The organism is Dyella monticola (assembly GCF_003363155.1).
GTDB classification, from domain to species: domain Bacteria; phylum Pseudomonadota; class Gammaproteobacteria; order Xanthomonadales; family Rhodanobacteraceae; genus Dyella_B; species Dyella_B monticola.
On the sequence record NZ_QRBE01000006.1, the window covers coordinates 84,478 to 109,803 of the forward strand.

General features: G+C 59.5%; 21 protein-coding genes. 10 read left to right on the forward strand and 11 right to left on the reverse strand.

The window, feature by feature from the left end; genetic code table 11:
- Positions 1-168: 168 nt before the first annotated feature.
- From DWU98_RS11465 to DWU98_RS11480, 4 genes are all read left to right on the forward strand, one after another.
- Positions 169-1,140 (forward strand): LysR family transcriptional regulator, encoded by a 972-nt coding sequence (locus DWU98_RS11465; RefSeq protein ID WP_115495699.1) that lies wholly within the window; start codon positions 169-171, stop codon positions 1,138-1,140.
- A gap of 106 nt (positions 1,141-1,246) precedes the next feature.
- On the forward strand, positions 1,247-1,957 hold the full coding sequence (locus DWU98_RS11470) for an SDR family NAD(P)-dependent oxidoreductase (protein WP_115495700.1): 711 nt from the start codon (positions 1,247-1,249) through the stop codon (positions 1,955-1,957).
- 5 nt (positions 1,958-1,962) lie between these two features.
- Complete coding sequence (locus tag DWU98_RS11475; RefSeq protein ID WP_115495701.1) at positions 1,963-2,241, forward strand: tautomerase family protein; 279 nt, start codon at positions 1,963-1,965, stop codon at positions 2,239-2,241.
- Positions 2,242-2,353: 112 nt separating this feature from the next.
- Complete coding sequence (locus DWU98_RS11480; protein WP_115495702.1) at positions 2,354-2,992, forward strand: glutathione S-transferase family protein; 639 nt, start codon at positions 2,354-2,356, stop codon at positions 2,990-2,992.
- Positions 2,993-3,074: 82 nt separating this feature from the next.
- Here the strand turns inward: DWU98_RS11480 and DWU98_RS11485 are convergent, their stop codons facing one another.
- From DWU98_RS11485 to DWU98_RS11495, 3 genes are all read right to left on the reverse strand, one after another.
- Positions 3,075-4,271 (reverse strand): right-handed parallel beta-helix repeat-containing protein, encoded by a 1,197-nt coding sequence (locus tag DWU98_RS11485; RefSeq protein WP_115495703.1) that lies wholly within the window; start codon positions 4,269-4,271, stop codon positions 3,075-3,077.
- A 253-nt stretch (positions 4,272-4,524) separates the two neighbouring features.
- The gene (locus DWU98_RS11490) at positions 4,525-5,706 is read right to left on the reverse strand and encodes an acetyltransferase domain-containing protein (protein ID WP_115495704.1); all 1,182 of its coding nucleotides are present in this window, start codon (positions 5,704-5,706) and stop codon (positions 4,525-4,527) included.
- Positions 5,707-5,927: 221 nt separating this feature from the next.
- Entirely contained in the window at positions 5,928-6,569 is a 642-nt protein-coding gene (locus DWU98_RS11495; protein ID WP_115495705.1) for an HD domain-containing protein, read from the reverse strand.
- 122 nt (positions 6,570-6,691) lie between these two features.
- Here DWU98_RS11495 and DWU98_RS11500 point away from each other — a divergent pair, with 122 nt between their 5' ends.
- Positions 6,692-7,657: a GlxA family transcriptional regulator gene (locus DWU98_RS11500; RefSeq protein WP_115495706.1), complete on the forward strand. Its 966-nt coding sequence runs from the start codon at positions 6,692-6,694 to the stop codon at positions 7,655-7,657.
- Between the two features lie 100 nt (positions 7,658-7,757).
- Here the strand turns inward: DWU98_RS11500 and DWU98_RS11505 are convergent, their stop codons facing one another.
- Positions 7,758-8,318, reverse strand: coding sequence for a hypothetical protein (locus DWU98_RS11505; RefSeq protein WP_115495707.1), 561 nt, complete (start codon positions 8,316-8,318; stop codon positions 7,758-7,760).
- A 446-nt stretch (positions 8,319-8,764) separates the two neighbouring features.
- Here DWU98_RS11505 and DWU98_RS11510 point away from each other — a divergent pair, with 446 nt between their 5' ends.
- The gene (locus DWU98_RS11510) at positions 8,765-10,021 is read left to right on the forward strand and encodes an SGNH/GDSL hydrolase family protein (RefSeq protein ID WP_115495708.1); all 1,257 of its coding nucleotides are present in this window, start codon (positions 8,765-8,767) and stop codon (positions 10,019-10,021) included.
- A gap of 83 nt (positions 10,022-10,104) precedes the next feature.
- On the opposite strand, the gene DWU98_RS11515 is transcribed toward DWU98_RS11510, so the two are convergent.
- From DWU98_RS11515 to DWU98_RS11530, 4 genes are all read right to left on the reverse strand, one after another.
- Entirely contained in the window at positions 10,105-12,996 is a 2,892-nt protein-coding gene (locus tag DWU98_RS11515; RefSeq protein WP_115495709.1) for a glycosyl hydrolase 115 family protein, read from the reverse strand.
- Positions 12,997-13,191: 195 nt separating this feature from the next.
- Positions 13,192-15,201: a CocE/NonD family hydrolase gene (locus tag DWU98_RS11520; RefSeq protein WP_115495710.1), complete on the reverse strand. Its 2,010-nt coding sequence runs from the start codon at positions 15,199-15,201 to the stop codon at positions 13,192-13,194.
- A gap of 108 nt (positions 15,202-15,309) precedes the next feature.
- Positions 15,310-16,443 (reverse strand): class A beta-lactamase, encoded by a 1,134-nt coding sequence (gene bla, locus DWU98_RS11525; protein ID WP_147293306.1) that lies wholly within the window; start codon positions 16,441-16,443, stop codon positions 15,310-15,312.
- Positions 16,444-16,911, reverse strand: coding sequence for an Lrp/AsnC family transcriptional regulator (locus DWU98_RS11530; protein WP_115495853.1), 468 nt, complete (start codon positions 16,909-16,911; stop codon positions 16,444-16,446). It abuts the gene before it with no gap.
- A gap of 93 nt (positions 16,912-17,004) precedes the next feature.
- On the opposite strand from DWU98_RS11530, the gene DWU98_RS11535 reads away from it, so the two are divergent.
- The 3 genes from DWU98_RS11535 (at position 17,005) to msrA (ending at position 20,155) form a co-directional block, all read left to right on the forward strand.
- Positions 17,005-17,907: an EamA family transporter gene (locus tag DWU98_RS11535; protein WP_115495712.1), complete on the forward strand. Its 903-nt coding sequence runs from the start codon at positions 17,005-17,007 to the stop codon at positions 17,905-17,907.
- Between the two features lie 45 nt (positions 17,908-17,952).
- Positions 17,953-18,957, forward strand: coding sequence for an aldo/keto reductase (locus DWU98_RS11540; RefSeq protein ID WP_115495713.1), 1,005 nt, complete (start codon positions 17,953-17,955; stop codon positions 18,955-18,957).
- A gap of 685 nt (positions 18,958-19,642) precedes the next feature.
- Positions 19,643-20,155, forward strand: coding sequence for a peptide-methionine (S)-S-oxide reductase MsrA (gene msrA, locus DWU98_RS11550; protein WP_115495715.1), 513 nt, complete (start codon positions 19,643-19,645; stop codon positions 20,153-20,155).
- A gap of 4 nt (positions 20,156-20,159) precedes the next feature.
- On the opposite strand, the gene DWU98_RS11555 is transcribed toward msrA, so the two are convergent.
- Positions 20,160-20,621, reverse strand: coding sequence for a nuclear transport factor 2 family protein (locus DWU98_RS11555; RefSeq protein WP_115495716.1), 462 nt, complete (start codon positions 20,619-20,621; stop codon positions 20,160-20,162).
- A gap of 177 nt (positions 20,622-20,798) precedes the next feature.
- Between DWU98_RS11555 and DWU98_RS11560 the strand changes: the two genes are divergently transcribed.
- The gene (locus tag DWU98_RS11560; RefSeq protein ID WP_115495717.1) at positions 20,799-22,763 is read left to right on the forward strand and encodes a M1 family metallopeptidase; all 1,965 of its coding nucleotides are present in this window, start codon (positions 20,799-20,801) and stop codon (positions 22,761-22,763) included.
- A gap of 47 nt (positions 22,764-22,810) precedes the next feature.
- Here the strand turns inward: DWU98_RS11560 and DWU98_RS11565 are convergent, their stop codons facing one another.
- On the reverse strand, positions 22,811-24,115 hold the full coding sequence (locus DWU98_RS11565; protein WP_115495718.1) for an amino acid permease: 1,305 nt from the start codon (positions 24,113-24,115) through the stop codon (positions 22,811-22,813).
- Positions 24,112-25,200, reverse strand: a complete 1,089-nt coding sequence (locus DWU98_RS11570; protein ID WP_115495719.1) for an aromatic ring-hydroxylating oxygenase subunit alpha — start codon at positions 25,198-25,200, stop codon at positions 24,112-24,114. The genes DWU98_RS11565 and DWU98_RS11570 overlap by 4 nt, the downstream gene beginning before the upstream one ends.
- Positions 25,201-25,326 lie beyond the last annotated feature (126 nt).

Consider the following 25,326-nt stretch of genomic DNA (forward strand, 5'->3'; position numbering starts at 1 on the left):
GATGATGATGCGGCGGCTCTTGCCGATGCCCTCAACGCCACACTGAATAGCGTTTCCATGGACGGGAAATACCTATAAAAGCGCCGATGGCACCTATCCACGCCACGAAAACTTATAGCAAACTTGCCTGTGCCGTGACTTCCGAAACACATATGCGAGGCAACGCTTATGGACCGTATTGATGCCATGAAGGTCTTCGTCGCGGCGCTCGACGAAGGGAGCTTGGCCGGAGCCAGCCGCAGGACTGGGCGTTCGCCTGCCGCGGTAAGCAGAGCCATCGCGTTTCTTGAGGCGCATGTCGGCGTACCGCTGCTGCACCGGACCACGCGTTCCATCAAGTTGAGCGAGGCGGGAGAACGCTATGCAACCGCGTGCAGAAAGGTGCTGGCGGAGCTGGAGGAAGCTGACCGCCAGGCTGCCGGCGAACGATCCGTGCCGCGCGGCACGTTAACGATTACTGCAACCGTGTTTGCCGGTGCAGAGGTGCTGCGTCCCATCGTGGATGCGTTCATGGAGCAGTATCCGACCGTCAATGTTCGCATGTATTTACTGGAACGCGCGGTCAACCTGATTGAAGAAGGCATGGATCTTGGGCTGCGCATTACCCACCTGGCGGACTCGACACTGGTCGCGCACGCTATCGGCGAAGTTCGACGCGTTATCGTCGCGTCGCCGCGCTATCTGGCGACGCATCCTCGCATCACCGAACCGGCCGACCTGGGCAAGCATCACATCATTGCCATGCAACACATGGGACAGGATGCCTGGACGTTTCCACCGCTGAACGGCTCGTCCATACCGCGTTCCGTATCCCTGACGCCACGCCTGGTGGTGAACAACGTGCGCGCCGCGGTTGCGTCCGTGGTTGAGGGGCACGGCATCACGCGCCTGCTTTCCTATCATGTGGCGTCGGAAATCAAACAGGGATTGCTGCAGGTCGTACTTGCCAATGCGGAGCCCGCACCCTTTCCGGTGCATATCGTGTCGCCCTATGGGCGACTTTCGGTCCCCAAGGTGCGTGCATTCGTGGACTTCGCGCTGCCGCGCCTTCGCGCGCAATTCACATGTTTCGCCAGGGACGCCAAAACCCCGCCCGAGCCGCCGATTCCACCGCGGCGCGGAAGAGTGTCTGCCGGATAGCAGGGATTCGCATCGCCTGAGTGCACTCCTAAATTAGAGCCATCGGTGCCAGCGGCCCGATCAGCATCACGCTGAACCCGTCTCCATTTTTCGAGTGACACATATCATGAACAGCCCACGCAAAGTTGCCATCATCACCGGTGCCTCACAGGGTATCGGCGCCAGCCTGGTCAAGGCGTATCGCGATCGCGATTACCGCGTCGTCGCCAATTCGCGTTCCATCAAACCCTCCAGCGATCCGGACGTCGTTGCCATTGCCGGCGACATTGCCGACCGCGCCGTCGCCGAGCGTCTGGTCAACGAAGCGATGTCGCGTTTCGGCCGCGTCGACACGCTGGTGAATAATGCGGGCATTTTTATCGCCAAGCCGTTCACGGCCTATACGGCCGAAGATTACGCCAACGTGCTGTCGGTCAATCTCAACGGCTTCTTCCACATCACGCAGCTCGCCATCGCGCAGATGGAGAAGCAAGGCAGCGGTCATGTGGTCAACATCACCACCACGCTCGCTGAGTACGCCATCGACGGTGTTCCCTCCGTGCTGGCTTCCTTGACCAAGGGCGGCCTCAATTCGGCGACCAAGTCACTGGCCATCGAATATGCCAAGCGCGGCATTCGCGTGAATGCCGTGGCACCGGGCGTGATCAAGACACCGATGCATGGGGCGGAAACACATGCTGCGCTCGCCGCGTTGCATCCGGTCGGCCGAATGGGCGAGATCAGCGATGTCGTCGAGGCCACGCTCTATCTCGAATCCGCCGGCTTTGTGACGGGCGAGATCCTGCACGTCGACGGCGGCCAGAGCGCGGGCCACTGATAACCATGGGCAAGCGCGATGCTCGGCCCCACCACAGTGAAAAAACGATCATGCCTATCATCACTATCAAAATCACCCGCGAGGGTTCGGGCCCTGGGCGCAGCTCCGTCACGGCCGAAGAGAAGGCTGCCCTGATCAAGGGCGCCAGTCAGCTGTTGCTGGATGTTCTGCACAAGCCGCTCGATTCGACCTTCGTCGTTATCGACGAAGTGGAACTGGAGAATTTCGGGTGGGGTGGACTGCCCGTTCCGGAATTCCGAAAAAAGCAAGCCGCTAAAAAGTAGTGTCAGCGGTTGCGCAGCGTGGCTGCGCAACCGTGTAACACATCGATAAACCGGCCCTCTTTCTGCGTTGCCTGAAAGCTGCGATAGTCGGCGACAACGGAGGAGACGCCGGATGAACGAGTTGATTCTCACCACCTTCGATCGGGTTCCCGAAGTTGCGCACGGCTACGTGCGCGATATCCGGGTGCGTTGGGCGCTGGAAGAGGCGGGACTCCCGTATCGCATCAGAAGCGTGCCATTCAATGCTCGCAATGCCGAGCATTTTGCACAGCAGCCGTTCGGCCAAGTGCCCTGGCTGACCGATGGAGACATCTCGATTTTCGAAAGTGGCGCGATCCTGCTTCATCTGGGTCATCGTAGCGACACACTGATGCCCGCTGATCCGCGTGCGCGCAGCGAGGTCACGGAGTGGCTATTCGCGGCGCTCAATTCCGTCGAAATGGCCAGCCTCCCCTGGTCGATCTTTGTGTTTGCCGGCCACACGGGTGAAACACCTGGATGGAAGCGCTTTGACACGTTCCTCAAGGGCCGCCTCCAGCATCTCGAACCGATCCTGGCGGCTCGGGAATGGTTGGCGGGTCGTTTTTCTGTCGCCGACATCGCCATGGCAGACGTGCTGCGCCTTGTCGACCGGTTTGACGGATTGACGGCTCATCCGGCCTGTCGCGACTATGTCGCGCGCGCCACCGGCCGGCCTTCTTTTATGAAGGCATACGCGGACCAGATGGCACATTTTGCTGCGGCGGATTGAGCGGCAATGATGCGCTGAGCTACAAAAAAGCCCCTCTCCTGCAAGAAAAAGGGGCTTGGATGTTCCGCGTCAAGCGACTGATTTAGTTCGTGCGTAGCGGAGAAACCACGTTGTTGGACTGCGTGATATCGGTCGCCGAGGTGGCGATGGTAATGTCGCGCGGCACCCAGCCCGGGGTGAAGATCGACTGATTGTTCGCGTAAAACCAGGCATCGCCATTCCAGTTGATGGTGTTGCCGGCGAGCTGCACGTTGGTGGTGTTGCCGGCAATATCCACGCCGAACAGGTAGTTCTCGGTCAGGTCGCTATTGGTAATGGTCAGGCCGTTCGGGCCATTGGCGTAGACGCCGAAGCCCTGGTTGTTTTCCGACGTCACTTTGTTCAGCGTCACGTTCGACACGTTCTCATGCATTTCCAGGCCGTTGCCCACGTTGCCCGAGAGCGTGATGTTCTCCAGGCGAATCTGCTGCGTGGTGCCCTGCGTCTGCGGTTCAATGTCGATACCCGATTGCGGGGCCGTACCGTTGGAGTTGCTGAAGGTGCTGTTCACCACGTACACCTGCGTGGCGGGGCAAATAGTCAGGCCTTGGCGGCGGTTGTTGGTGGAGGTAACGCGCAGCAACGTGACGTTGGCGGAAAGCACCGCCGTGCTGCCCGAGCCAGTGGCACCGACCAGAATGCCGTCGCCCCAGCTATTGGAAACGCCGATGTCGTGCACGAACACATTGCTTGAGCCGGAGATATTGATGCCGTAGCCCCATTCGCCCGTCGTGCCCTGGTGCTGCGTACGCTCGCCGACCACGTTACCGCCGACGATCTCAACGTTGTTCACGTTCCACGCCTTGACGATGTTGTAGCGCGTGGCGTTGTTGGGAATGGCCTTCAGATAGGCGCCACCCCACATCGACAGACGCACGTGCGAACGCAGGTTGAGACCCGTGAGCGCATTGATCATGTAGGTGCCGTTGGGAATCACCACCGTGCCGCCGCTGGCCGGCAGCGCATTGATGGCTGCCTGGATTGCCGCGGTGTCGTCGGTAACGCCGTTACCCGTGGCGCCCATGTTGAGAACGTTGATGGAGGCGGTGCCGATCGTGAGGGTCGGTGTCATCGTCCACCAGTTGGTGGCGGCGGCCGGCAGCGCGGTGGCTGAAAGCGCCAGCGTGGCGGCGATGGCCGTCAGCAGCTTGCGGTTGAATGTAAAGACGCGCGGCGTGGCCACGCCCGTTTTAGAGACAACGTTGTCCTGAGCGCCTTTCAGCGCTTGCTTGCTGTTCACGTAGGTAGACCCCTGTTATGTGTTTGTGTAAAGCGTGGCTACGATCCGTCAGACCCGCGTGAAGGCGCAAATGTGAAATGATGCTTTTGCTCACACTAATTGCGCAGAGCACTTGCGTTGCTCGAATTGCGTGATCCATGCATCAAAAAGACACGCATCGGCAAACTCAGCAACAAGAGGCTGTGTGCCTGCTTGGACGCATCCATTTTTCGCGTTTAAAAGGCGCGCGCGGGGAAACGTTACGTGCGATGGATCAGAGATAGCTCAACCACCACCAGTCATGGCGCCGGCGAACACCGGCATACCATGCGCAGAGCGGATAGAGCGATATGACCACGAACGCCCAGACCAGGTAGACCACCGGCAATCCGAAATTCCAGCCGGGCGGAGCGGTAAATGGGAAATGTGCCAGGTCAGGCGACTGGAACATATTGGCGACCGTGCCATAGCAGATCCAGCACGCAGCGACGGCGAGTAAATGGATCCAGTAGAAGTGCACCACGTAGAAAAACAGCGGTACACGCCCAATGGTGTGGGCGGGACGCAGCCATCGTGGAACACCCGCATCGAATGCCCACAAGAGCAATAATGCCGGCCCGAGCGTCATCATCAAAAATAGCAACGAAGGCGGATATTTATTGCAATTGATGAATGACATGAGCGTAAACAGCGGCGTTTTCTGCACGCTCCACGGACCCGGGTCGCCATAAATATCGACATAGCGCAGTACCACGAATCCAAGCATCAGGCCCACGCCAAGCCAAAAGAGCACAGGCCGCCGGACGTGTGCCGGCCATTGATAGACCGTTCCTAACACATAGCCCATGGCCGTAACGGCGACCCACGGAATAAGCACATACGCGACGACCACGGTATGGCCGTGGATGCTGAAGACAACGCCCAGCTCGTGCAATAGCTTCCATAGCGGCGCCCATGCACCGAATTGTGCCGCATCGATGTTATCAAGCGCATTGTGGCCGGCAATGCACAGCACACCGAAGGCCGCGATCAACCAAATCGGCAGCCAGATCAGCGCCGCCAGCACGATCATCGCCCACCCGAGCGCCCACAGCACGACAAGTATGGTGATGTGATAATCGAGGTTGAACTGAAGCGCAAACCGCATCACCACGACATCGAGAAAAATAAGCCAAAGACCGCGACTGACTAAAAATCGCGCCAACGCGGATTTGGACATGCGCTTTAATGTGAGCGACGCACCCGTGCCGGTGAGCAGAAAGAATACGGGTGCGCAGAAATGCGTGATCCAGCGCGTAAAAAATAAAGCCGGCGTGGTGGTCGCCAGATCAGTCGGCTGCGAAGTCAGGCTGCCGAAGAAATCATGCGAGTGGTCGAGCGCCATGATGACGATAATGATGCCGCGCAAAAGATCGATGGACTCGATACGCGCGCGATGGATCGAACCTTCCAACATGTCGCCCCTCCCTGCTACGGCAATTTGCGAAATGCTGCTAACAGTGTCAGGCGACTATGGGGCTCGCATTCAATCCATCCATATATAGCTTCGTTTCTCGACGTCCGCGGGCGGCCCGACCGTTCTCAGGAACCCTTATTTTCAACGCGCCTTCACTGAGCATACTCCTTGCGAAGGGAGCCGCAAACACGAAGCGCCGTTAACGCCATCTGTCGTCGAACTCATGCGGGCCAAGCCGAACAACGAATGACGCTACAAAAATTTCCGGCGTGAAAATGCGGGTCCTTGTCCGCGAGTACGTCTGCCTTGACGTTGCCGAAGGTCGTGTCGGGCTTGTGCTTGATGCCGTCATAGAAGGTTTGGATGATGTCTTCCTTGAAGTGGTTTCCGCGTGGATGCGCGCGCACGACGGCATCGCGCTCGACATTGCTATATTGATCATAGGCCAGGCCAAGCACATCCATTTCCACGCCAGCCGTCACCAGCGCAATCACCGGATGCATGTGTTTTGGAATGGCAGGCGTTGTGTGCAAGGCAATGGCGGTCCATACGGTGTCGATGTCTTGCTGGTTGATGCCGCGGCTCTTCAAGAAGTCGCGCGCGGCATTGGCGCCGTCCACCTCGAAGCGCTCGTTAGGGCTGCTATACCGGTGCGAGAGCCCCATGTCGTGGAACATGCAACCGCAATAGAGCAATTCCGGATCGAACTTCAACCCGCGGTGCCTTCCCGCCAGCGCACCGAAGTAATACACGCGGCTTGAGTGGTGAAAAAGCAACGGGGAAACCGTATCCCGGACCACCTCGGTGATTTCACGCGCGAGCTGACTGTCAGGAATGGCAACGTCATCGATTTTAAAGAACATGGGGGATCTCCATGGATTTGACCCGTTCATTTCAGTAGAGTCGCCGCCTGTCCTCAACCGGCGTTATACGTCATATCCTGCCATTTAGCGCGTCATGCGGACGCGTGGGAGATTCCGCACAAATGGCCAAGACCGTTGCCGTTCTTGCTCTGCCCGGCGTCCAGTTACTCGATGTTTCCGGACCGCTGGACGTGTTTGCCCAGGCCAATATCGAAATGGGCAAGGAGTTCTACGCATTGAAAGTCATAGGATGCCGGCGCGGCTCCATCCGTAGCTCGTCTGGAGTGCGTGTACTACCGGACGCCATTGCCGGAGAAGCGAGCGAGTGCATCGATACCTTGCTGGTTGCCGGCGCCCCAAACGCTGACAGCGCCGCCCTGCCGCCACATCTGATGAAGTGGCTACGAACGACAGCTATGCGCAGCCGGCGCTACGGTTCCATTTGCACCGGCGCGTTTGTGCTCGCTGCAACAGGACTGATGGATGGACGTCATGTCGCCACCCATTGGGCGGCGGCCGAGCGGTTGGCGCACGCATTCCCCAGACTTCAGGTCGACGCGGATGCGCTGTACGTCCGCGATGGAAAGCTGCGTACTGCCGCCGGTGTTACAGCAGGTTTGGATCCTGCGCTGGTTTTGGTGGAGGAGGATGTGGGCCGCGACATAGCCAAACGTGTGGCCAGTCAACTCGTCATGTACTTCAAGCGTGCGGGCGGACAAATGCAGTTCAGCCAGAAAGGCGAGACCCGGCCCGCAGGACGTTCCGTGCTCCAGGAAGTACAGCGCTGGGTCGCCGCCACGCCGGATGTCGATCACAGCATTGCCAGCATGGCAAAACGCGCGGGATTGAGTCCTCGTCACTTCGCGCGTTTATTCCACGCGGAGGTGGGCATAACACCGGCGGCATGGGTGGAAGCCACTCGTGTCGCAGCGGCACGAACGCTGCTCGAAAATGGGCACGACACACCAAAACTGGTTGCTTCCAAATGCGGCTTTGCCAACGCCGACACGCTGCGCCGGGCGTTTAAAAAGCACGTCGGTGTTACGCCCGCTGAATACCGCAAGCAGCATACGTGGCGGCGTCAATAGTTTTACGGCCGGTGAAAAACCGCACAGAAATTCGGAGCGCGTTATTCAAGAACGCTCTCTCATCTATTAAAGAATAATATTGCGTGGGCGATGTCACCCATCATTTAGCGGGTGGCGCAAGCGCGGTAGACGCAGGCCCAGGAATGACTTCGGAATAACACCAGCGCTGTTTCCCACCCACGCCACCAGTCATATCCGAGGTTGCGAGCGAGCAACGACCATACAGGCGATTGTCCACCATTCTCCAATAGCCGCTCAAAACGGGCCCTTCGGAAGCCAGGGTGAAATAGACGTTTGTCTTTCCGCCAGGCAGCGGTTCGGCATGGAGCGTCACATTCATGAAAACCTGTGCCCCTTCGTGTCGACCGTTGATGATGGGCGAGCTTTTGGTCCAGCGCTTGACGCTTTTCCAAAGCAGATCATTCACCGGTCCAGGCAACCGCTGTGACTGCTGGATACCACGAACCTGCCCTCTGGCATCCACGTACACCAGCAACGGCACGTTCATGCTCGTAGCGGACTGACTTTGGACGGCCATATCGCTATCGGCCGACTGATGAGGGCTGGAAGGATTACCCAAAGTAACTCCGTTCGCGGCGGCATTCGCTCCGAGCAGCATCGATACGGCAACGCTCAGCAAAACTACATTTGCACGGCTCATAGTCCTTACTCCTGCAAATGATGTGTGGAGGGAATGCCTGATTGGTTTACTCCCTGAAAATCGGGGTTGTCAAGTAACTGGAGGGGTATCTCTCATGGGTATGTGCAAAGGCTTGCCGGCCACTGCTCCAGGACACTGAAAGTTAAAAAAAAGCATCGCCAGGATGCCTGGGAGAACGGAGGCTTCTGCGACTGGATGGGAGCCTCAAACAACGCGTCTTGGCGTCTCCCGGATGAGGCGTGCAGACCTGCCGCTTCCCTTCGCCCGGATCATCGACTTGGCCCACACTTACTGAAAAACGCTGCCTGATCCTCCGGACAAAAAGCACACGCAAAGCCAATTCGCAGCGTGCGACAAAACTCTCCCACTTCGTACGGTCTCGCGGCGAGTTGAACTGGTACTCTTGTTAGCGTTAACCCATTACCGATAGAGATTGGCCGTAGCCTATGAAATTTATCCGGAAGGATTTCAAGAACATTGCTCTCATTGCATCGCTGGTTTGTGCAACGGCGTGTTTCCAGGCTCAAGCTGCCGCTCCATCGCAAGCGTGGATCGCGACGTGGGGCTCCGCGCAGCAAATTCCCGAACCGCAGAACGCCCTGCCAGCGAACGATCTTCATGACGCCACCGTGCGTCAGATTTTCCATTTGTCGGTCGCCGGCAAGAAGTTGCGGGTGAAGGTTTCCAATGCGTTTGGCATTACGGCATTGCATTTCAGCTCGGTGCATATCGCACGGCCGTTGGCGGCGAATTCACCTGCCATCGATCCGGCTAGCGACCGCGCACTGAGCTTCGCGGGAGCGCCCGATGTCACCGTGCCAGCGGGGGCCGAATACCTTTCAGACCCGGTCGATTATCCCGTCGACGCCTTGTCCAACCTCGCCGTCACGTTCCATCTGGATGACGCTCCATCCGTGGAAACCGGGCATCCGGGTTCGCGTGCCACCACGTATGTGGTGCATGGAAACAGCGTCGGTGCCGCGCGTTTCACGGCGCCCGAAAAAGTGGAGCACTGGTATCAGGTGACGGAAGTCGACGTGCAAGCATCGCCGGCGACGGGCTCCATCGTCGCGCTGGGCGACTCGATCACCGACGGCCATGCCTCGACGACGAACGGCAACGATCGCTGGCCGGATGTGCTGGCCAAGCGTCTGCAGCAATCGCCGGCGACCCGAACGATCGGTGTCGTCAACAAGGGCATTGGCGGAAACCATTTGCTGACCGACGGCCTGGGACCGAATGCGCTGGCACGTTTCGATCGCGACGCGCTCGCACCCTCCGGCGTGCGCTGGCTGATTGTGTTCGAAGGTGTCAACGACCTGGGCGGCATGGCGCGAGCCGGCGATGTGTCCAAAGCCGATCACGATGACCTGGTGCATCGGATCATCGCGGCCTATCAGCAGATCATCGACCGCGCCCATGCGCACGGCATTGACGTTATCGGCGGCACGATCACGCCGTTTGCGGGCTCCGACTACTATCACCCCGGTCCCTTGACGGAAGCCGACAGGCAGACCATTAACGCATGGATTCGCACGCCAGGGCATTTCGACGCCGTGGTCGACTTCGATGCGGTGGTGCGTGATCCACATCAGCCGGATCGCCTGTTGCCTGCCTATGATTGCGGTGATCATTTGCATCCATCCCCAGTTGGGTATCGGGCGATGGGTGAGGCGATTCCGCTTTCGTTGTTTAAGCGGTAACAGCTTTCTGCGCAGAAGAAGCGATCTCGCCCAGCTGTCCGTCCGGCGAAAGCCGGAATGACAGCTGGGAAAGTTGAGTGCTTTTACTCTTTTATGGCGCCAACATTCTTCGGGTGAAAACTCTCAGGCGGCCCAAGATAACTCGGCCGTAATGCACCGTGGCTCACCACCAGTCGCTCCACCACCAACGCCGGATCGACCGCCCAAATCTTTAGTGTGTGGTATCCCGGTGCCGCAATCGTAAGCGGCACGGTCACGCGTCGCACACCATCGGTCACGGCCTTGGCCCAGTCTTCTTTGGTGTTGTGTTCCAACGCATCCACGACGGTGCGCGGACCATCGTCCACCGATACCGCAAAGCGCAGCCCACGTCCCGGTACAAAGTTCTGCGTCGGCGCCACGGTGAGCTGCAATTGCATATCCCCCGTGTCGTAGAGGTACATGTCGTACTGCAAGGATGCAGCCGAATCCGGCTTGCCTGTCGCAGTGACGGGAAACACCGTCATGGCCGATTTGGTTTCGCCATAATCGGGCAATTCGGTCCAATGCATCGCATCCAGGCTCGCGCCATCCGCGGTGCGCGCCGAGGTATCGGCAGCCTCCATGGCGACGTACCCATCGCTTTCGACAAAACCCTTCGCGGTCTCGCGTGTGATCGGCAATCGCTGTGCATGCAGGGTGTACTGCATCGGCTTGCCTTCATCCGACGTCACTGTGATGACGCCGTCGGCACTATCCGCACCGGCCGGTAGCTTGCTCCAATCCACGTGTAACGCGACGCGCTGTTCGGCCCTGCCAACGGTGCCCTCCGTTTCTGAAGGGGCGAGCCAACTCGCACCCGTGACGATCTTGTACCTCACCGGCGTCAGCCCGCGATCGAACAAGGTCAACGTGCGCGTTGCGTCGGATACCGAGTCGATCGTTCCCAGGGTGACCTGCGACTTCCCAACCGGCGTTGCGTCTTCGGCACGCACGCCCAGCGAGCCTTCCTTGGGCACCTGGATCCAACTCACTGCGGGCATGACATTGACGGGCGGATCGCGCCACGACGTATAGCCGATGTGCGTCTGGTCCATCATATGGTTCCATTTGCCATCCAGCAGCGTGTTGTATGCATCGCTCAGTGCGGCGTCTTTCGCAAAAAGCGTGCGGACCTCATCGGCTTCGCGATTTGCGCGTGGATTGCCCGCTTGCGCGTCCGCCGCATTTCGCGCGGCGGTGATGTACATTCCCGTCAGATTCGCGCACGCGTCCACCGGGTATTGAATCAGCTCGAAATAAGCGGCGCGCTCGTTCTCCGGCAACTCCATCGCCAGTTCGTCGACGCGTTGCGCAAGGGCCCTCCACTCGCCTTCCACACGATCTGCTTCGTGATAATTCGCCAGACTGAAGGTGCCTGGGTCAATCAGCTCCGGTTTCCGTCGACCGTTATATTTGCTGTAGGTTTCCATGGCCTCGGCGATTTCGTCGGCATGTTCGGAACCAAAATCGCGCGCCGCCCAAAGCTTGGTGAATTCGTCCAGGTGATCTTTGTTCCAACGCTGCGGCATGCGCGCATAGTCGAGGAAGAATTCGATGGGAAATTCCATCGGTTTTCCATCCCCGACATTGACCACCCACAACCGGTCCGCACCGTATTCCAGCGCAAGATGCATCTGTTCTTGCACCTTGGTGATCGGATTGGTGTTAAGCCATTTATATGAGCGTGGGCCACCGACATAATCGAAGTGGTAATAGATGCCTGCACCACCTGAACGCTTGCGCTCCTGTGCCGTCGGCAGGCGACGCAGGTTGCCCCAATTATCATCCGACCAGAGCAGCGTCACATCGTCTGGCACGCGCATGCCTTTTTCGTAATACTCCTGCACCTCTTTGTAGAGCGCCCACACCTGGGGAATCCGGCTGACATCCGGGTTGACTGTTTGCTTGAGAATATCGCGCTGATCGGCAACGATCCGTTCCAGCAATTGTGTATTGGCCGAGGCGGACATCGGCGTGTCACCTTCGCCACGCATCCCCAGCGTCACTACTTCTTCGTAGTTCTTGTCGCGCGCCATGCCCTTGCGCCAGAAATCGTCGATCTCTTTGGCGTTGGTGGTGTAGTCCCACGGCCCATGATGCCCGGACGTCCATTCCTTTTCCGCGCGCATCATCGGTTCTTCGTGCGAGGTGCCCATCACGATGCCGTATTCGTCCGCCAACTTGGCGTTCAATGGGTCATCGGTCGCGAACGCGTTGTTCCACATGGCCGGCCACAGAAAATTCGCTTTCAGGCGCAGCAGCAGCTCAAACACCTTGGTGTAGAACTGATGGTTCATGCCACCGAACTTTTCCTTCGTCCAACCGGAAAGCGCGGGCGCCTCGTCGTTGAAAAAGATGCCGCGATATTTCACCGCCGGCACAGGCTGCACATAGCGACCGGCTAACACATAGAGCGCATCCTGATGGGGTACACGCACGTCGGCCCACCAATACCATGGCGATACGCCGATCTGCTCGGAGAGGTCGTAGATGCCGTAGATGGTGCCACGCTTGTCCGCGCCGGCGATCACCAGTGCGCGCTTTATTCCCGGCAACGGCTGTTCAACCACGGTGGTGACCGCCGATTCCCACCGGCCTGCAATGTCATGCACATCCAGCTTGTGCTGCTTTATCAATGCATCGATCAGCGGACTTTTGCCGATCGTGCCGATCAGCACCACTTCGTCTTGCCCGCTTTCATTTTTCAGGATCGGCGCGGCGCGTCCCGTTACACGCTGAATATCCTGGCTCAAATCGCCCACTGCGCGCACTACGCCGGGCCAGTCTGCATCGCTTACGAGTAGCGGTGTTGTGACGCCGTGCTGCACCAGCGCGAAGCCGTTCCGAACAGGCGCCGTGCTTATATACGAAGGCTCGCCAAGCGCCAGAGTAATGCCCGGCCGAAACGCTATCGCGAGGGCGAAGACGACATAAAGCTTAAAGCGACGCGACATGCGCAGGCCTTGATACGGCGGATGCAGGAAGGTTTATCGAAGAAGGACAGCATAGCCGCGATCAAACCATCCGTTGCGTGGCTTGCAAAAAACATCATGCGGTTTGCTAAAAAATTAAAACTCTCTTCGGAAGCTTTTTTCCTGCGGTGCCGCTCCCTTGCCAAGCAAGGGAGCGCGTGCATGCACAAGAATGCCCTAATCGGGCTTGCCCATTTCTCCATCGGCCATGGGCTCAGCATTAGGCATCACCGTGATGGTGATCTTGGACGGATACTGGCTGTCGTGATGAACGGCGTTGTGAGCGATCACGCCCTTGTCTTCGTCGTAGTTGTTGCCACCGGTGTTGAGGTTGCGGTCGAAGCGCGGGAAGTTGCTGCTGGAAACATCCACCCGCAGCGTGTGGCCGGGCCGGAAGTAGTAAGCGGTATCGATCGGCTGGAAGGTGACCTTGTACACCTTGCCCGGTGACATCCACGCCAATGGCTTGTCGTAGCCGTTGCGATAACGCATGCGCTGAATGTTCTCAGTGACATTGAATGCGCGACCGTCGGGATATACGTCAATCAGCTTGAAGGTGAAATCGGTGTCCTTCGCACTGGAGGAAACATACAACGTCACCGTAACCGGCCCGCTGACCTCGACCCCTTGCTTGAAGGGTTCAGTGTCGTAGACCAGGATGTCGTTGCGCGTTTCCTGCGGGCGCTGATCGTAAGAGCCGAATTTCACTGCGCTGCCCTGGCAACAACCGCCACCGCCGAAGGTCGGCACCGGGTTGGCCGGATCGTAGACGAACTGGTCCGGATGATCCGCCTCGGCCGGCGTGGCGACGAGCTTACCATTGCCGTAAAGCGTGTTCGCCTGCCCTTCGCTGGTGAAGTAGAGATCCTGCGTGGTGGTGCCCGCCGGCGGCCAGGTGTCGGCGTTTTTCCAGCGATTGGCGCCCATCACGTAATACATGACCTTCGGTTGCTTATCCAGGGTGGGGCTGTCTTCGCCCTTGAGGTAGTGATCGAACCAACCGTAGACGAGGTCGTTGTAATCGAACCGCGCATCGCCTACATCGAGGTCACCGATCATGGTGTTCTCGGTGGCGCGCGTATAAGCGCAATGCAACACCGGCGCGATGATCGCGTATTGCTGATCGGCGACCGCTTTCGGCGCGGTGCTGCGCACCTGGTTATAGGCGGCCAAATTGGGCGAGACGGAAACATCGAACCAGCTCATGAACCACAGGCCCGGTTTGCTGACCTTCATGTTCTCGTGCCATAGCCCACCCTTGTACCACGCAGGATCGTTAGGCGTGCGCGCGATCATGTCGCCACCAGTCGCTACCGGCATATGCGTTTCATAGATGCCCGGCGGACCACCCACGGCCTTGATGATGTCCTTCTCAGGCAGATACCAGAACGCCTTGTTCCAATCGACAGGCGGCATCTGCGGCGCCAGGTCGAAGTAATGCGAGGCCCTGATCAATTCCGCCTGTGTGGTGTCGGACGCAAACATCGGCCGCACTTGATTCTGGATGCCGTAGTCGTAGATCCACGAGATAAACAGCATCTGCAACGCGCCGCCGCGGTACCAGTTGCCCTGCTCATAGTAAGGGCCGACATGCCCCACACCGGCACCGAAGCCTTGCACGTTGAAGGCCGCCAGCGATGGATCGTTCTGCGCCACCACGGCCAATTGCCATTCCGCCGTCGACGAGCAACCGGTGGTACCGACCTTGCCATTGGACCAGGGTTGCGAGGACATCCACTTGAGCTCATCGCTGCCGTCGCTCAATGGCATGCCGAGGATGTCGTAATTGCCCTGTGAGAAGAAATGCCCGCGTTCCTGGACCTCGACATAGGCATAACCACGCTTGACCGCTTCGAGTTCACGACTCATGTCGCGCGGCGCACCGAGTTTCACGTCCCAGAAATTGAAGTTATAAGGCGTGCGCACAAAGATGATCGGTACTTTGTCGGCGCCCTTGGGACGATAGATATCCGCCGCCATCAGCTTGCCGTCGCGCATCTTGATCATCACCTTGCGATCGACGACCGCCACCTGCTCGAGCTCTTTCTCGATGACGTTGCGCTTGGCGATCAATTCCGCCTGGGGATCGGGCTTCTGCTGCGCGACAGCCGGGCCGGCCGCCAGCAACGATAGTCCGAAGGACGCCAACGCAGCAGCGAAGGCGCAAGCCAGTTGGGAGTGGCGCATGGTTGTTTCCCCGGGGTGTCGTTCCCCGAGTGTCAGATAGGTGGCCGTTCGGGGGAACCATGACTAAGGGCATAGGCCGGCATCGCTGCGGCAGCTCTGTCGCGTAAGTCACTTGCTGCGCTGTGAAACCTCTCTGGCGATTTGGGCAAAAAGTGCGTCTCGATGCTTTTTGTCAGCGTGGGAAGCCGTCAGGAACGCAGCCACGATAACGGTATGTCCATCGGGCCACGTGATAATGCCGATATCGTTGTAGGCCGCCGTTTCATCGCCCAGCGAATAAGACGTCCCGCATTTGTCCGCGAAACGAACACCGGGCGGCAAGCCATTTCTCAAGCGAGCCGGAATGGTTTGGCCATACATGAGATCGAGCAGCCGCCTGGTCGAACCGGGTGAGAGCAGCCGGCCCTGCCAGAGCTTCTTGAGAAAATCCGCGGCGGCGTCGGGCGTGGTTCGGTTGCGTGGATCATTGAGATAAGCCGCGTAGCCACGCCGGTAGCGTGCCGATTCCTGTTGCGCGGTTTCGTGCGGAGCAATGGATGCACCGTGCTCGGTCTGCTGGAAGATCCGGCTGACGCCTGCCTCATCCAGGTCCACGCGCATACCGTCGATACCGTGGGCACGCAGAAACGCAGTCACGACCCGGGGTCCGCCGACGAGCCTGACCAATGCATCCGCTGCTGTGTTGTCGCTTTCGCTTATCGCGGCAGCAAGCAGCCGGCGCACCGTGAACGTCATCCGCTCGCCGGTGAAGTGCGCGCCGATGGATGGTACGGCCGCGCCGTCCTCGACGTCTTTGCGAGCGACGGTCACTGTCTGGTCGAGCGAGATGCTTTCGGCATCAATCTTCGCAAGGACGGTCGCTGCGACGGAAGGTTTGAAGACACTCATCATGGGGTAGGCACGATCGGCGTTGACGCGTACGGCCGTGCCCGCATCCAGATCCAGCACCGTGACGCCAAGCATGCCTGGGCGCGCCTCGGCTGCAAGCCGTGTCAATGCCCGCTGGAGACGTAAGGTCGATGCTTCAGTTTTGGGGCCATCGAATGCCGAAACAGAAGCCGTCAGTAACAGACCTGCGATAACGGCGAGCGCTCTCAAAGCGAATGACGTGCACTGGCAGCAGCTGTTTACCCTGGCGGCGGAATTCCTGTTGAGCATGAACGTTACGATCCCTATTTGCGTTTGAGAGAATTCCCGGCGGAGCGCCCTGCACTTCCTTGTCGCCTGACGCGATGTCGGCAATCACACATCAGGAAGAGGAAGCTGGCGCAGCGGCACGGGCGATGATTGGGCAATCGACGTGGTGGTCTGTCCGTGCACGAGAAATTTGTCGAGCAAGGGATCAAGCTCCTCCAGTGATCGAAGGTGCGCTTTGACGATAAAGCAATCCTCGCCCGTGACGCGGTGACATTCGACGACGTTCTCGATGTCGCTGGCCAGTTGAGCGATTTGCTTCAAATGCCCTGGCATCGGCCGCACTCTCACGAAGACGGTGATGGTGTAGCCCAATGCCTTGGGATCGATGCGCGTTTCATAGCCGGTGATGATGCCGGTTTCCTCCATCCGCTGAATGCGCTCACGCACCGCCGGCGCGGACATGCCGACGCGTCGCGCCAACTCCGAAATGGTTAGTCGCGGCTCGGCGATGAGCTGGCGAACGATCTCGACATCGGTCGGATCTCGCAGCTGTTTTATATTTTGCAGGGACATGGCTTGCTTTTCCTCCATGTTGAAGGAATTTATGGCTTAACACTTTTAACAAAGCATGGCCCCATCGGCAAATGCCTTTGTATCGTGGTAGGCATGAAGCATCGTTGCTATCCCGCACCTCATCCGCAAGCGCGCGCCACGTTAGCCCGCGCTCCCTTTGCGGACCGTGTGCCTGCACAGGCCTACTTTGTAGCGAGCGCAACGTTTCACTATCTCGGGCCGGCTTGTGCTGCGCTGCTATTTCGTTTGGTCGATCCGCTCGGCGTCGCCTGGCTTCGCATCGCGACAGCCGCCGTAGTTTTCGCCTGCTGGCGTAAACCATGGCGATGCTTGCTGAGCGCAACCGCTACGGATCGCTGGGTTATGGCCGGCCTCGGCGTTTCGCTGGCACTGATGAACGTGTGTTTCTATCTAGCCATCGCACGACTTCCGCTAGCCACCGTCGGCGCAATCGAATTCCTCGGACCCATTGCCTTGGCCGCCGTCGGTGTGCGCAACCGCCGCAATGTAATCGCGCTGATCCTGGTGGTGACGGGCGTCTACCTTTTGACGGAAGTCAGGCTTTCCGGTGAACCGCTCGGCTATGCCTTTGCGTTCGCCAACGGCCTGTTGTTTGTGCTGTATGTGATGCTCGGGCATCGCGTCGCGTCGGTCGCTGGCGGCGGTATCGACCGGCTTGCTGCATCCATGCTGATGGCCTTCGTCACCGTCATGCCGTTGGGCTTACGCGATGCGTTGCCCGCCTTGCATCGCCCTGCCCTGCTGCTGGCCGGCATAGGCGTGGGTATCTGTTCGTCGGTGATTCCTTACGTTACCGATCAACTGGCGATGGCGCGACTGCCGCGCGCAAGTTTTGCGTTGATGCTGGCGCTGCTGCCCGCGACGGCGGCGATCATCGGTTTTCTGGTCTTGCGGCAGATTCCAAAACCCATCGAAGTATTTGCCATCGCGCTGATTGTCGTGGCGATTGCGGTGCATCGGCCGCAGCGAACTTGAACGGCCACGAAGAATGATTTTCAACTATGCAGAGGTGGAAACACTATGCAATACGTCAATCTAGGTCGTTGCGGCCTGAAGGTGTCGCGCATCGCGCTCGGCTGCATGAGCTTCGGTGTCCAGGCGCGTGCATGGCGGCTTGACGAAGAAGCAAGCCGTCCGGTGATTCGTCGCGCATTGGAATTAGGCATCAACTTCTTCGACACCGCCGACATGTACGGAAACGGCGAAAGCGAAACCGTGCTCGGCCGCGTCATCGCCGACGTTGTGCCACGCGACGAAGTCGTCATCGCCAGCAAACTCTTTTACCCCGTTCGCCCCGATCCGAACGGCCGCGGACTTTCCCGCAAAGCCGTCTTTGCCGCGGTCGATGCAAGCCTGCGACGACTCCAGACCGATTACATCGACCTCTACCAGATCCATCGCTGGGATGACGAAACGCCCATCGAAGAGACGATGGAAGCGCTGCACGATATCGTCAAGGCCGGCAAAGTGCGCTACCTCGGCGCGTCGTCCATGTTCGCGTGGCAACTGTGCAAGGCACAGCACACTGCCGCACAAGCAGGCTGGACGCGCTTTGTGTCCGTGCAGCCGCACTACAACCTGCTCAATCGGGAAGAAGAACGCGAAATGCTGCCGATGTGCCGATCCGAAGGCATCGGCGTGTTGCCGTGGAGCCCCCTTGCGCGCGGGCGGTTGGCACGGCCCTGGTCAGCCGAATCGAGCTCCGACCGCGTACGTCACGACCGAACGGCCGAGATGTTGTACGCGGCGAGCGCCAATGCCGACCAGCACGTGGTCGAAGCTGTCGGGCGGGTCGCTGCGGATCGCGGTGTTTCGTATGCGCAGGTCGCGTTGGCGTGGCTGCTTTCCCGACCTGGCGTCAGCAGCCCGATCGTTGGCGCGGGAAAACTCGCGCATCTGGAGGATGCCGTCGGCGCCCTGGCCGTGACGTTGTCCGATGATGAATGCGCAACGCTCGAACAGCCTTACCAGCCTCACGCCAGGAGTTTTTACCAAGAGGTGCCCGGACGCGACCAAGATCGTTAGTGCGCCCGTGTTCGATGACTGTTCTTGCGCGCCGCACGCATAGCCATCTGCCGCTGTTTTCGACTCGCCCGAGACCTCAAGCCCCCATGCCAGATGCCGATAGCCTGCTGCATGCCTAAAAAAACTCAGGGGTTTGGGGAATCGTATGAAACAGCGCATCTGTGGACTTTGCAAAACGCCGCTTTCCCCGGGGGCGCCCGCATGCATGGGCTGTCAGGGAGCCGTGGTCTACGGCGCTCGCCTGAAGGAAATGCAGGGCGCTTTTGTGCGCGGCGCAGCGCTGGGCGCCACGACGACAGGCGCTGTGTGGATCAGCGCCTGGGGCATTTCGTCCCACGCTCTCGTTGCGGCGGGCGTAGGCGCCATGCTGTGCGCAATGGCTTTTATCCTTGCTGAAAGACGGTCGCATGCCGGACATGTGAGAACCTATCGTCGCACTCGATAAGCGGACTGAGTAAACCGGTTGGCGGCGCGTGCGGGCCGGCTCGCACGCCGCTCCGTAGCGTGCTGTTGCGCAAGCGATAACCAAAAATTACCGCTTTTTCGGCATTGCGCCGTCAGGAACACAGGCCTTGCAGTCCAGCCGTGCTGGACGCACATACTGTCTGGGTTTTTCGGTTCCCATCGTTTCCGCTGCATACACGCCGCCCTTTACGATGGCACTCCTTTCAGGAAGCACAACGCCATGACAACGACCACTCAAACCGCCATCCTCGCTGGCGGCTGTTTCTGGGGCATGCAGGATCTATTGCGACGCTATCCGGGCGTGCTGAGCACGCGCGTGGGCTACAGCGGCGGCGACGTGGCCAATGCGACCTACCGTAACCATGGGACGCACGCCGAGGCCATCGAGATCGTGTTCGATCCCAGCCGGATCAGCTATCGGCAGATTCTGGAGTTCTTCTTCCAGATCCACGACCCCACCACCAAGGATCGCCAGGGCAACGATCGCGGCACGAGCTATCGCTCTGCCATCTTTTATCGTGATGCCGAACAAAAGCAGATCGCCGAAGACACCGTTGCCGATGCCGATGCCTCGGGCCTGTGGCCTGGCAAAGTCGTTACGGAAATCGCACCGGCGGGCCCCTTTTGGGAAGCCGAGCCGGAGCATCAGGATTATCTGGAGCGCTATCCGAATGGTTACAGCTGCCACTTCATTCGGCCGGAGTGGAAGCTGCCCAGACGCGCGCAGTCTTGAACGACTAATGCGCCGGCATCGGCGTGCTGTGCAGAAAGCGTATGCACCACCCGCCGGCGTGTTTAGTGAGAACGGCCGACTCCAGCCAGCTCACGTCCCGCTTTCCCGATGCGTTGGCAAATGAGCCTCGGTTGATATAGGTGATCCATGCCGTGCTTCCATCGACATGCACCTTGGGTTCGGTCACCTGCCACACGAAGACATCCCCGGCAGCGTGATCTTTCTTGATCAGGCTCATCAGTTCATCGCCCGAAAATTGCTTGCCTACGTCGAATGCGTAGAAATCCGGGCACGCGATGCGATGGAACTGGTCCATGTTGTCATGCGTCGCCGCGACGAACAGTGCGCGCATCGTGTCCACGACCTTGGCTTCATCGGTCCCCGTTGCGGAAGCACAGGACACCACGGGCATCAGCGCAATGATGGCCCATGCGATGGCATTGCGAACGTTTCTGGCGACAGTCATCACTGGCTCTCCGTTTTAGTCGTGCACACTATTTAAGCAGCAGGCATCGCTTGGAAAATGTTTCAACACGGATGTGGCTGTCTATCCGTCCACTCGCACTAGTGTGCGATCGCCCCCTTGCAGTATGGTTGCCCGTTCGCGCCGCCGAGGCGCCCTTCCCCGCTTGCAAGGTTCTCCATGAAAAGCTTCCGACTTGTTTGCAGTGTGGCGCTCGTGGTGTGCTCGCTACCCGCCATGGGCGCTTCGTCCACACGGTACAACCCCCTGGAGACGTTTGCGCCGTTTGCCTATCCGCAACCGGCGAATGCGTTTCGCACTGCCAGCGGCCGCCCGGGCCCTTTGTTCTGGCAGAACCGCGCCGATTACCAGATCAAGGCGGCGCTGGATCCGGCCACTCGCACACTCACTGGCGAGGAAGTGATCACCTATACCAATCGCAGCCCGGACGACCTGGATGTGCTGTGGCTGCAGGTGGAACAGAACCGTTATCGCAAGGATGCGCGCGGCGCGTTTGGCGACGACGCGTTTCCGACTGAATTTACCGATGGCGAGCACATCGCTGCCGTTGCCGTGGAAGGCGTCGGCGGCGCGCTGCAAAACGCCGATTTCGTGATATCGGATACGCGTATGCAGGTGCGTCTTGCGCAGCCGCTGAAAGCGCACGATGGTGTCGTACGACTGCATGTCCGTTACAGCTATACCGTGCCCGGCGAGTTCGGCGGCCGTACCGACGTCAACCCGAGCAAGAACGGCGATATTTTCGAGATCGCGCAGTGGTATCCGCGCATGTGCGTGTACGACGATCTGCGCGGATGGACGACCGACCCGTATCTCAACAACGAGTTCTATCTCGAATACGGCAATTACGATTATTCGGTCACGGTGCCGTGGGACATGCTCGTGGTGGGTGCGGGTGAATTGCTCAATCCACAGGATGTGCTCACCAAGACGGAAATGGAGCGCCTGGACAAGGCGCGTCATAGCGACAGCACCGTCATGATCCGCTCGGCCGATGAGGTAAACGATCCGCGCAGCCGGCCCACGCAAAGCGGCACGCTGACCTGGCACTTCCGCATCGACAATGCGCGCGATGCCGTGTTCGGCGCCTCTAAGGCGTACATCTGGGACGCGGCGCGCATCAACCTGCCCAATGGCAAGACGGCGCTGGCTGAATCGGCCTACCCCGTCGAAAGTGCCGGCAACAACGCCTGGGGCCGCGCCACCGAATATGTCAAAGCCGCCACCGAATATTTCTCCAGGCAGTGGTATCCGTACCCCTACCCGGTGGCGATCAACGAAGCAGGCACCGCAGGTGGCATGGAGTATCCGAGTATCACCTTCGATGACAAGGACACCAAAGGTAGCGACCTGCACGCACTGATCGCGCACGAAATCGGTCACACCTGGTTCCCGATGATCGTAGGCACCGACGAGCGCCGTAATGCGTGGATGGATGAAGGCTTCAATACCTTCATCGATATTTACGAAGCCGATCATTTCAACCACGGCGAATACGCGCCCAAACGCGACGAGGAATACGCGCCGGGACATGGCAATCCTGCCGACGAAATCGTAAAGGTGCTCACCGATCCTGACGCACCGCCGCTCTTGACGCGTGCCGATCAGATCAAGGAGAAATACCGCCACCCGGTGACTTACTTCAAATCGGCGTTCGGCCTGGTGCTGCTGCGCGAGCAGATCCTTGGGCCTGAACGCTTCGACCCCGCCTTCCGCGCGTACATTCAAACCTGGGCCTACAAGCACCCCAGCCCCTCGGATTTCTTCCGCTTCATGGAAAGCGAAACCGGCGAGGATTTGAGTTGGTTCTGGCGCGGCTGGTACGAGCACAACTGGAAACTCGACCTGGCCATCGACAAGGTCGCTCCGATGGATGGCGACTGGCGCAAGGGTGCGCTTGTAACGGTGTCAAACCTCGACCGCCTTGTCATGCCAGCAACGCTGGAGGTGATCTACACCGACGGCAGCAAGCAGGATGTCCGGGTGCCGGTGGAAACCTGGATGCAACATCGGAGCTTCGCCGTGCGCGTGACGGGCAATAAAGCCGTTAAGTCGGCCACGATCGATCCGCAGCACGCGATTCCGGATGTCGACCGCAGCAACAACACATTTACGGTGAATTAAGCGCGCACAGCGCATCACGGCGTCGGGTACACCGGCGCCGTTTTTATTCAACCACGCGCAACGCGGGTGCGGCCAACGAGGGCGCGGCGCTGCCACAGATACATCGGCACGCCGGCCAGCAACAATACCGCGCCCCACATCAGCGTCTCGGCACCCGTTCCAATCAGCGCCCACACACAGAAGGCGAGCGCACCCAGCGCCACCGACCGACGCCATCGACTACCCGTGAGATCGATACGCCACCACGCCAGCACCGTTATCAGATAAGGCACCAGCGTGGCCGCGGTGGATAGCAGAATGGTGAAGGTAAACAGCGCCACCAGCGTGCGACTGTAATTGGAAACGATCAACGCGCTGGCCAGCACGCTGCTCAGCACCAGGCCAAACCATGGTGTGCCGCGCTTGTCCAAGCGCGCGAAGGCGCGGGGAAACAATCCATCCAGCGCGGGCGCAAGCGTTGTCTGCGCTTGCAGCAGCACCCATCCATTGAGCGCACCAAAGCACGAAACGGTGGCGACCACGCCGATACCGATGCCCGCCCAGCCGCCCCATGTGCGTCGTGCCGCCTCGGCCATCGGCGCGGCCGATGCATGCAGCACATCTGCCGGCAGCATGCCGACCACCACAGTACATGCCAGCATGGTGGCCACGCCTGCGATGGCCATGCCGATCACCGTGGCACGCGGAACGGTGCGTTGCGGATCGCGCACGACGCCAGTCGGCACAGTGGCCGTTTCCAATCCAAGAAAGGCCCACAGCGTCAGCGCCGCCACCGCCGAGGCAACATTCACCAGCGGCAGATGGCTGGGATTGAAGGGATGGAAGGCGCTTGCATGGACCCACCCCAGCCCCAGGGCGCCAAAGACCACCAGGGGCACCAGTTTCAGCGAGGTGGTGATGATGGCTGCATAACCGGCTTCACGAACGCCCGAAAGGCTGATGAACGTGCAGAACCACAAGGCAGCCAGCGCGCACAAAGCGCCATGCCAGGGCGTAGATGAGGCCGCTGGCCACACGGCGCCCAGGCTGCCGGCAAACGCCACGGCAATGGCGGCATTGGCCGACCACACGCATACCCAGTAACTCCACGCCACAATGAAACCAACCCTATCGCCGAACGCGCGGCGCGCGTACGCATACGCGCCACCGTAATTGGGAACGATCTGCGCCAGCCATGCATACACCAACGCCAGCATCAGTGCACCGCCCAGACTGATGCCCCACCCAAGCAGACTCGCGGCACCGTAGGGCGCCAGCGCCGCCGGCAAAACGAATACACCCGATCCGATGATGTTGCCGATCACCAGCGCAATCAGCATCCACAAGCCAAGCGACCGCTTAGCCGTGCTCATGCGCGCGCCAATGCATCGCGATACGCGCGGCGCACCATCTCATGAAAGTGATGCACGGCATTTTCGCGCAATGGATTCAAACGCCCCGTATCGTAAGAACCGCATGCCAGCCCACGTTGCACGTCTTGGCAGATGGTGACATCTTCATCCTGCACTTCATCGCTGAAGACGATGTCTTTTGCGCGCCTCGCCTGTGCGTGCGGATCGCTGTCGGGCGCGTAGTAGAAATCGAACTCCACGCGGCAACGATCCACACCCATCGGCAACACGCGATTGGTTTGCAGGCGCCCAGGCAGAATATTGAGCATGGCATTGGGATACAGGAAGTAATACAGCGCCTCGCCGCTACCATACAGATCATCGCCACTTTCCAGCGGGCTGAACTGGAACGAATACCACTGGGCCGTTTCCGTGATGTAACTGCGGTAATCGAGCAAACTGTTCAAGCCCGGGTGGATACACGGCACGTGGTAGCCTTCCAGGTAGTTGTCCACGTAAACCTTCCAGTTGCAGGCCACGTCGTAGCTGGCGCGATGATGAAATTCATAGCCATCCAGCGCGCGCTGCGGCCCCAGGCGCTCATCGATGCCGGCCACGAATTCCTCAAACGGCGGGGCCTCCTCGACGGCGACGAAAACCAAGCCCTGCCACACATGCACCCGCACCTCGGGAAGACGGATATCCGACGGATTGAAATCCGGCGTGCGGCCCATTTCCGGCGCACCGCGCAGCACCCCGTCCAGGCCGTACGTCCAGCCGTGATAGCGGCAGCGCAGGTTTTGCGCGCCGGTCCCATTGCAACTGGCGATGGGACCGGCGCGATGCCTGCATACATTGTGGAAGGCGCGGATATGCGACGCATCGCTGCGCACGATCAGCAACGGTAGTCCGGCGATGTCCGTCACGACGTGATCACCCACCCCAGCCAGTTGTGATTGATGGCATACCAGCTGCCAGCTACGCGCAAAAATCGTCGAGGCATCCAGTGCCGGCATGCGCGCGTCGGTATAGAAACGGGCTGGCAGGGTCACGGCATGCTCGAGCTGCTGCGGGACAAGTACCTGATGGGAAAGCAGTTCGATCATGACGATACCTGGCAACAGTGTTGGTCGAGTATTTATCGAACCGCAGTGCAGCATCAATCTGGACCCATCCCGTTCCCTTTTTTAGCGGAGCTTGGGCTTCAGGACGGCGCATTACACGGCCGCCGT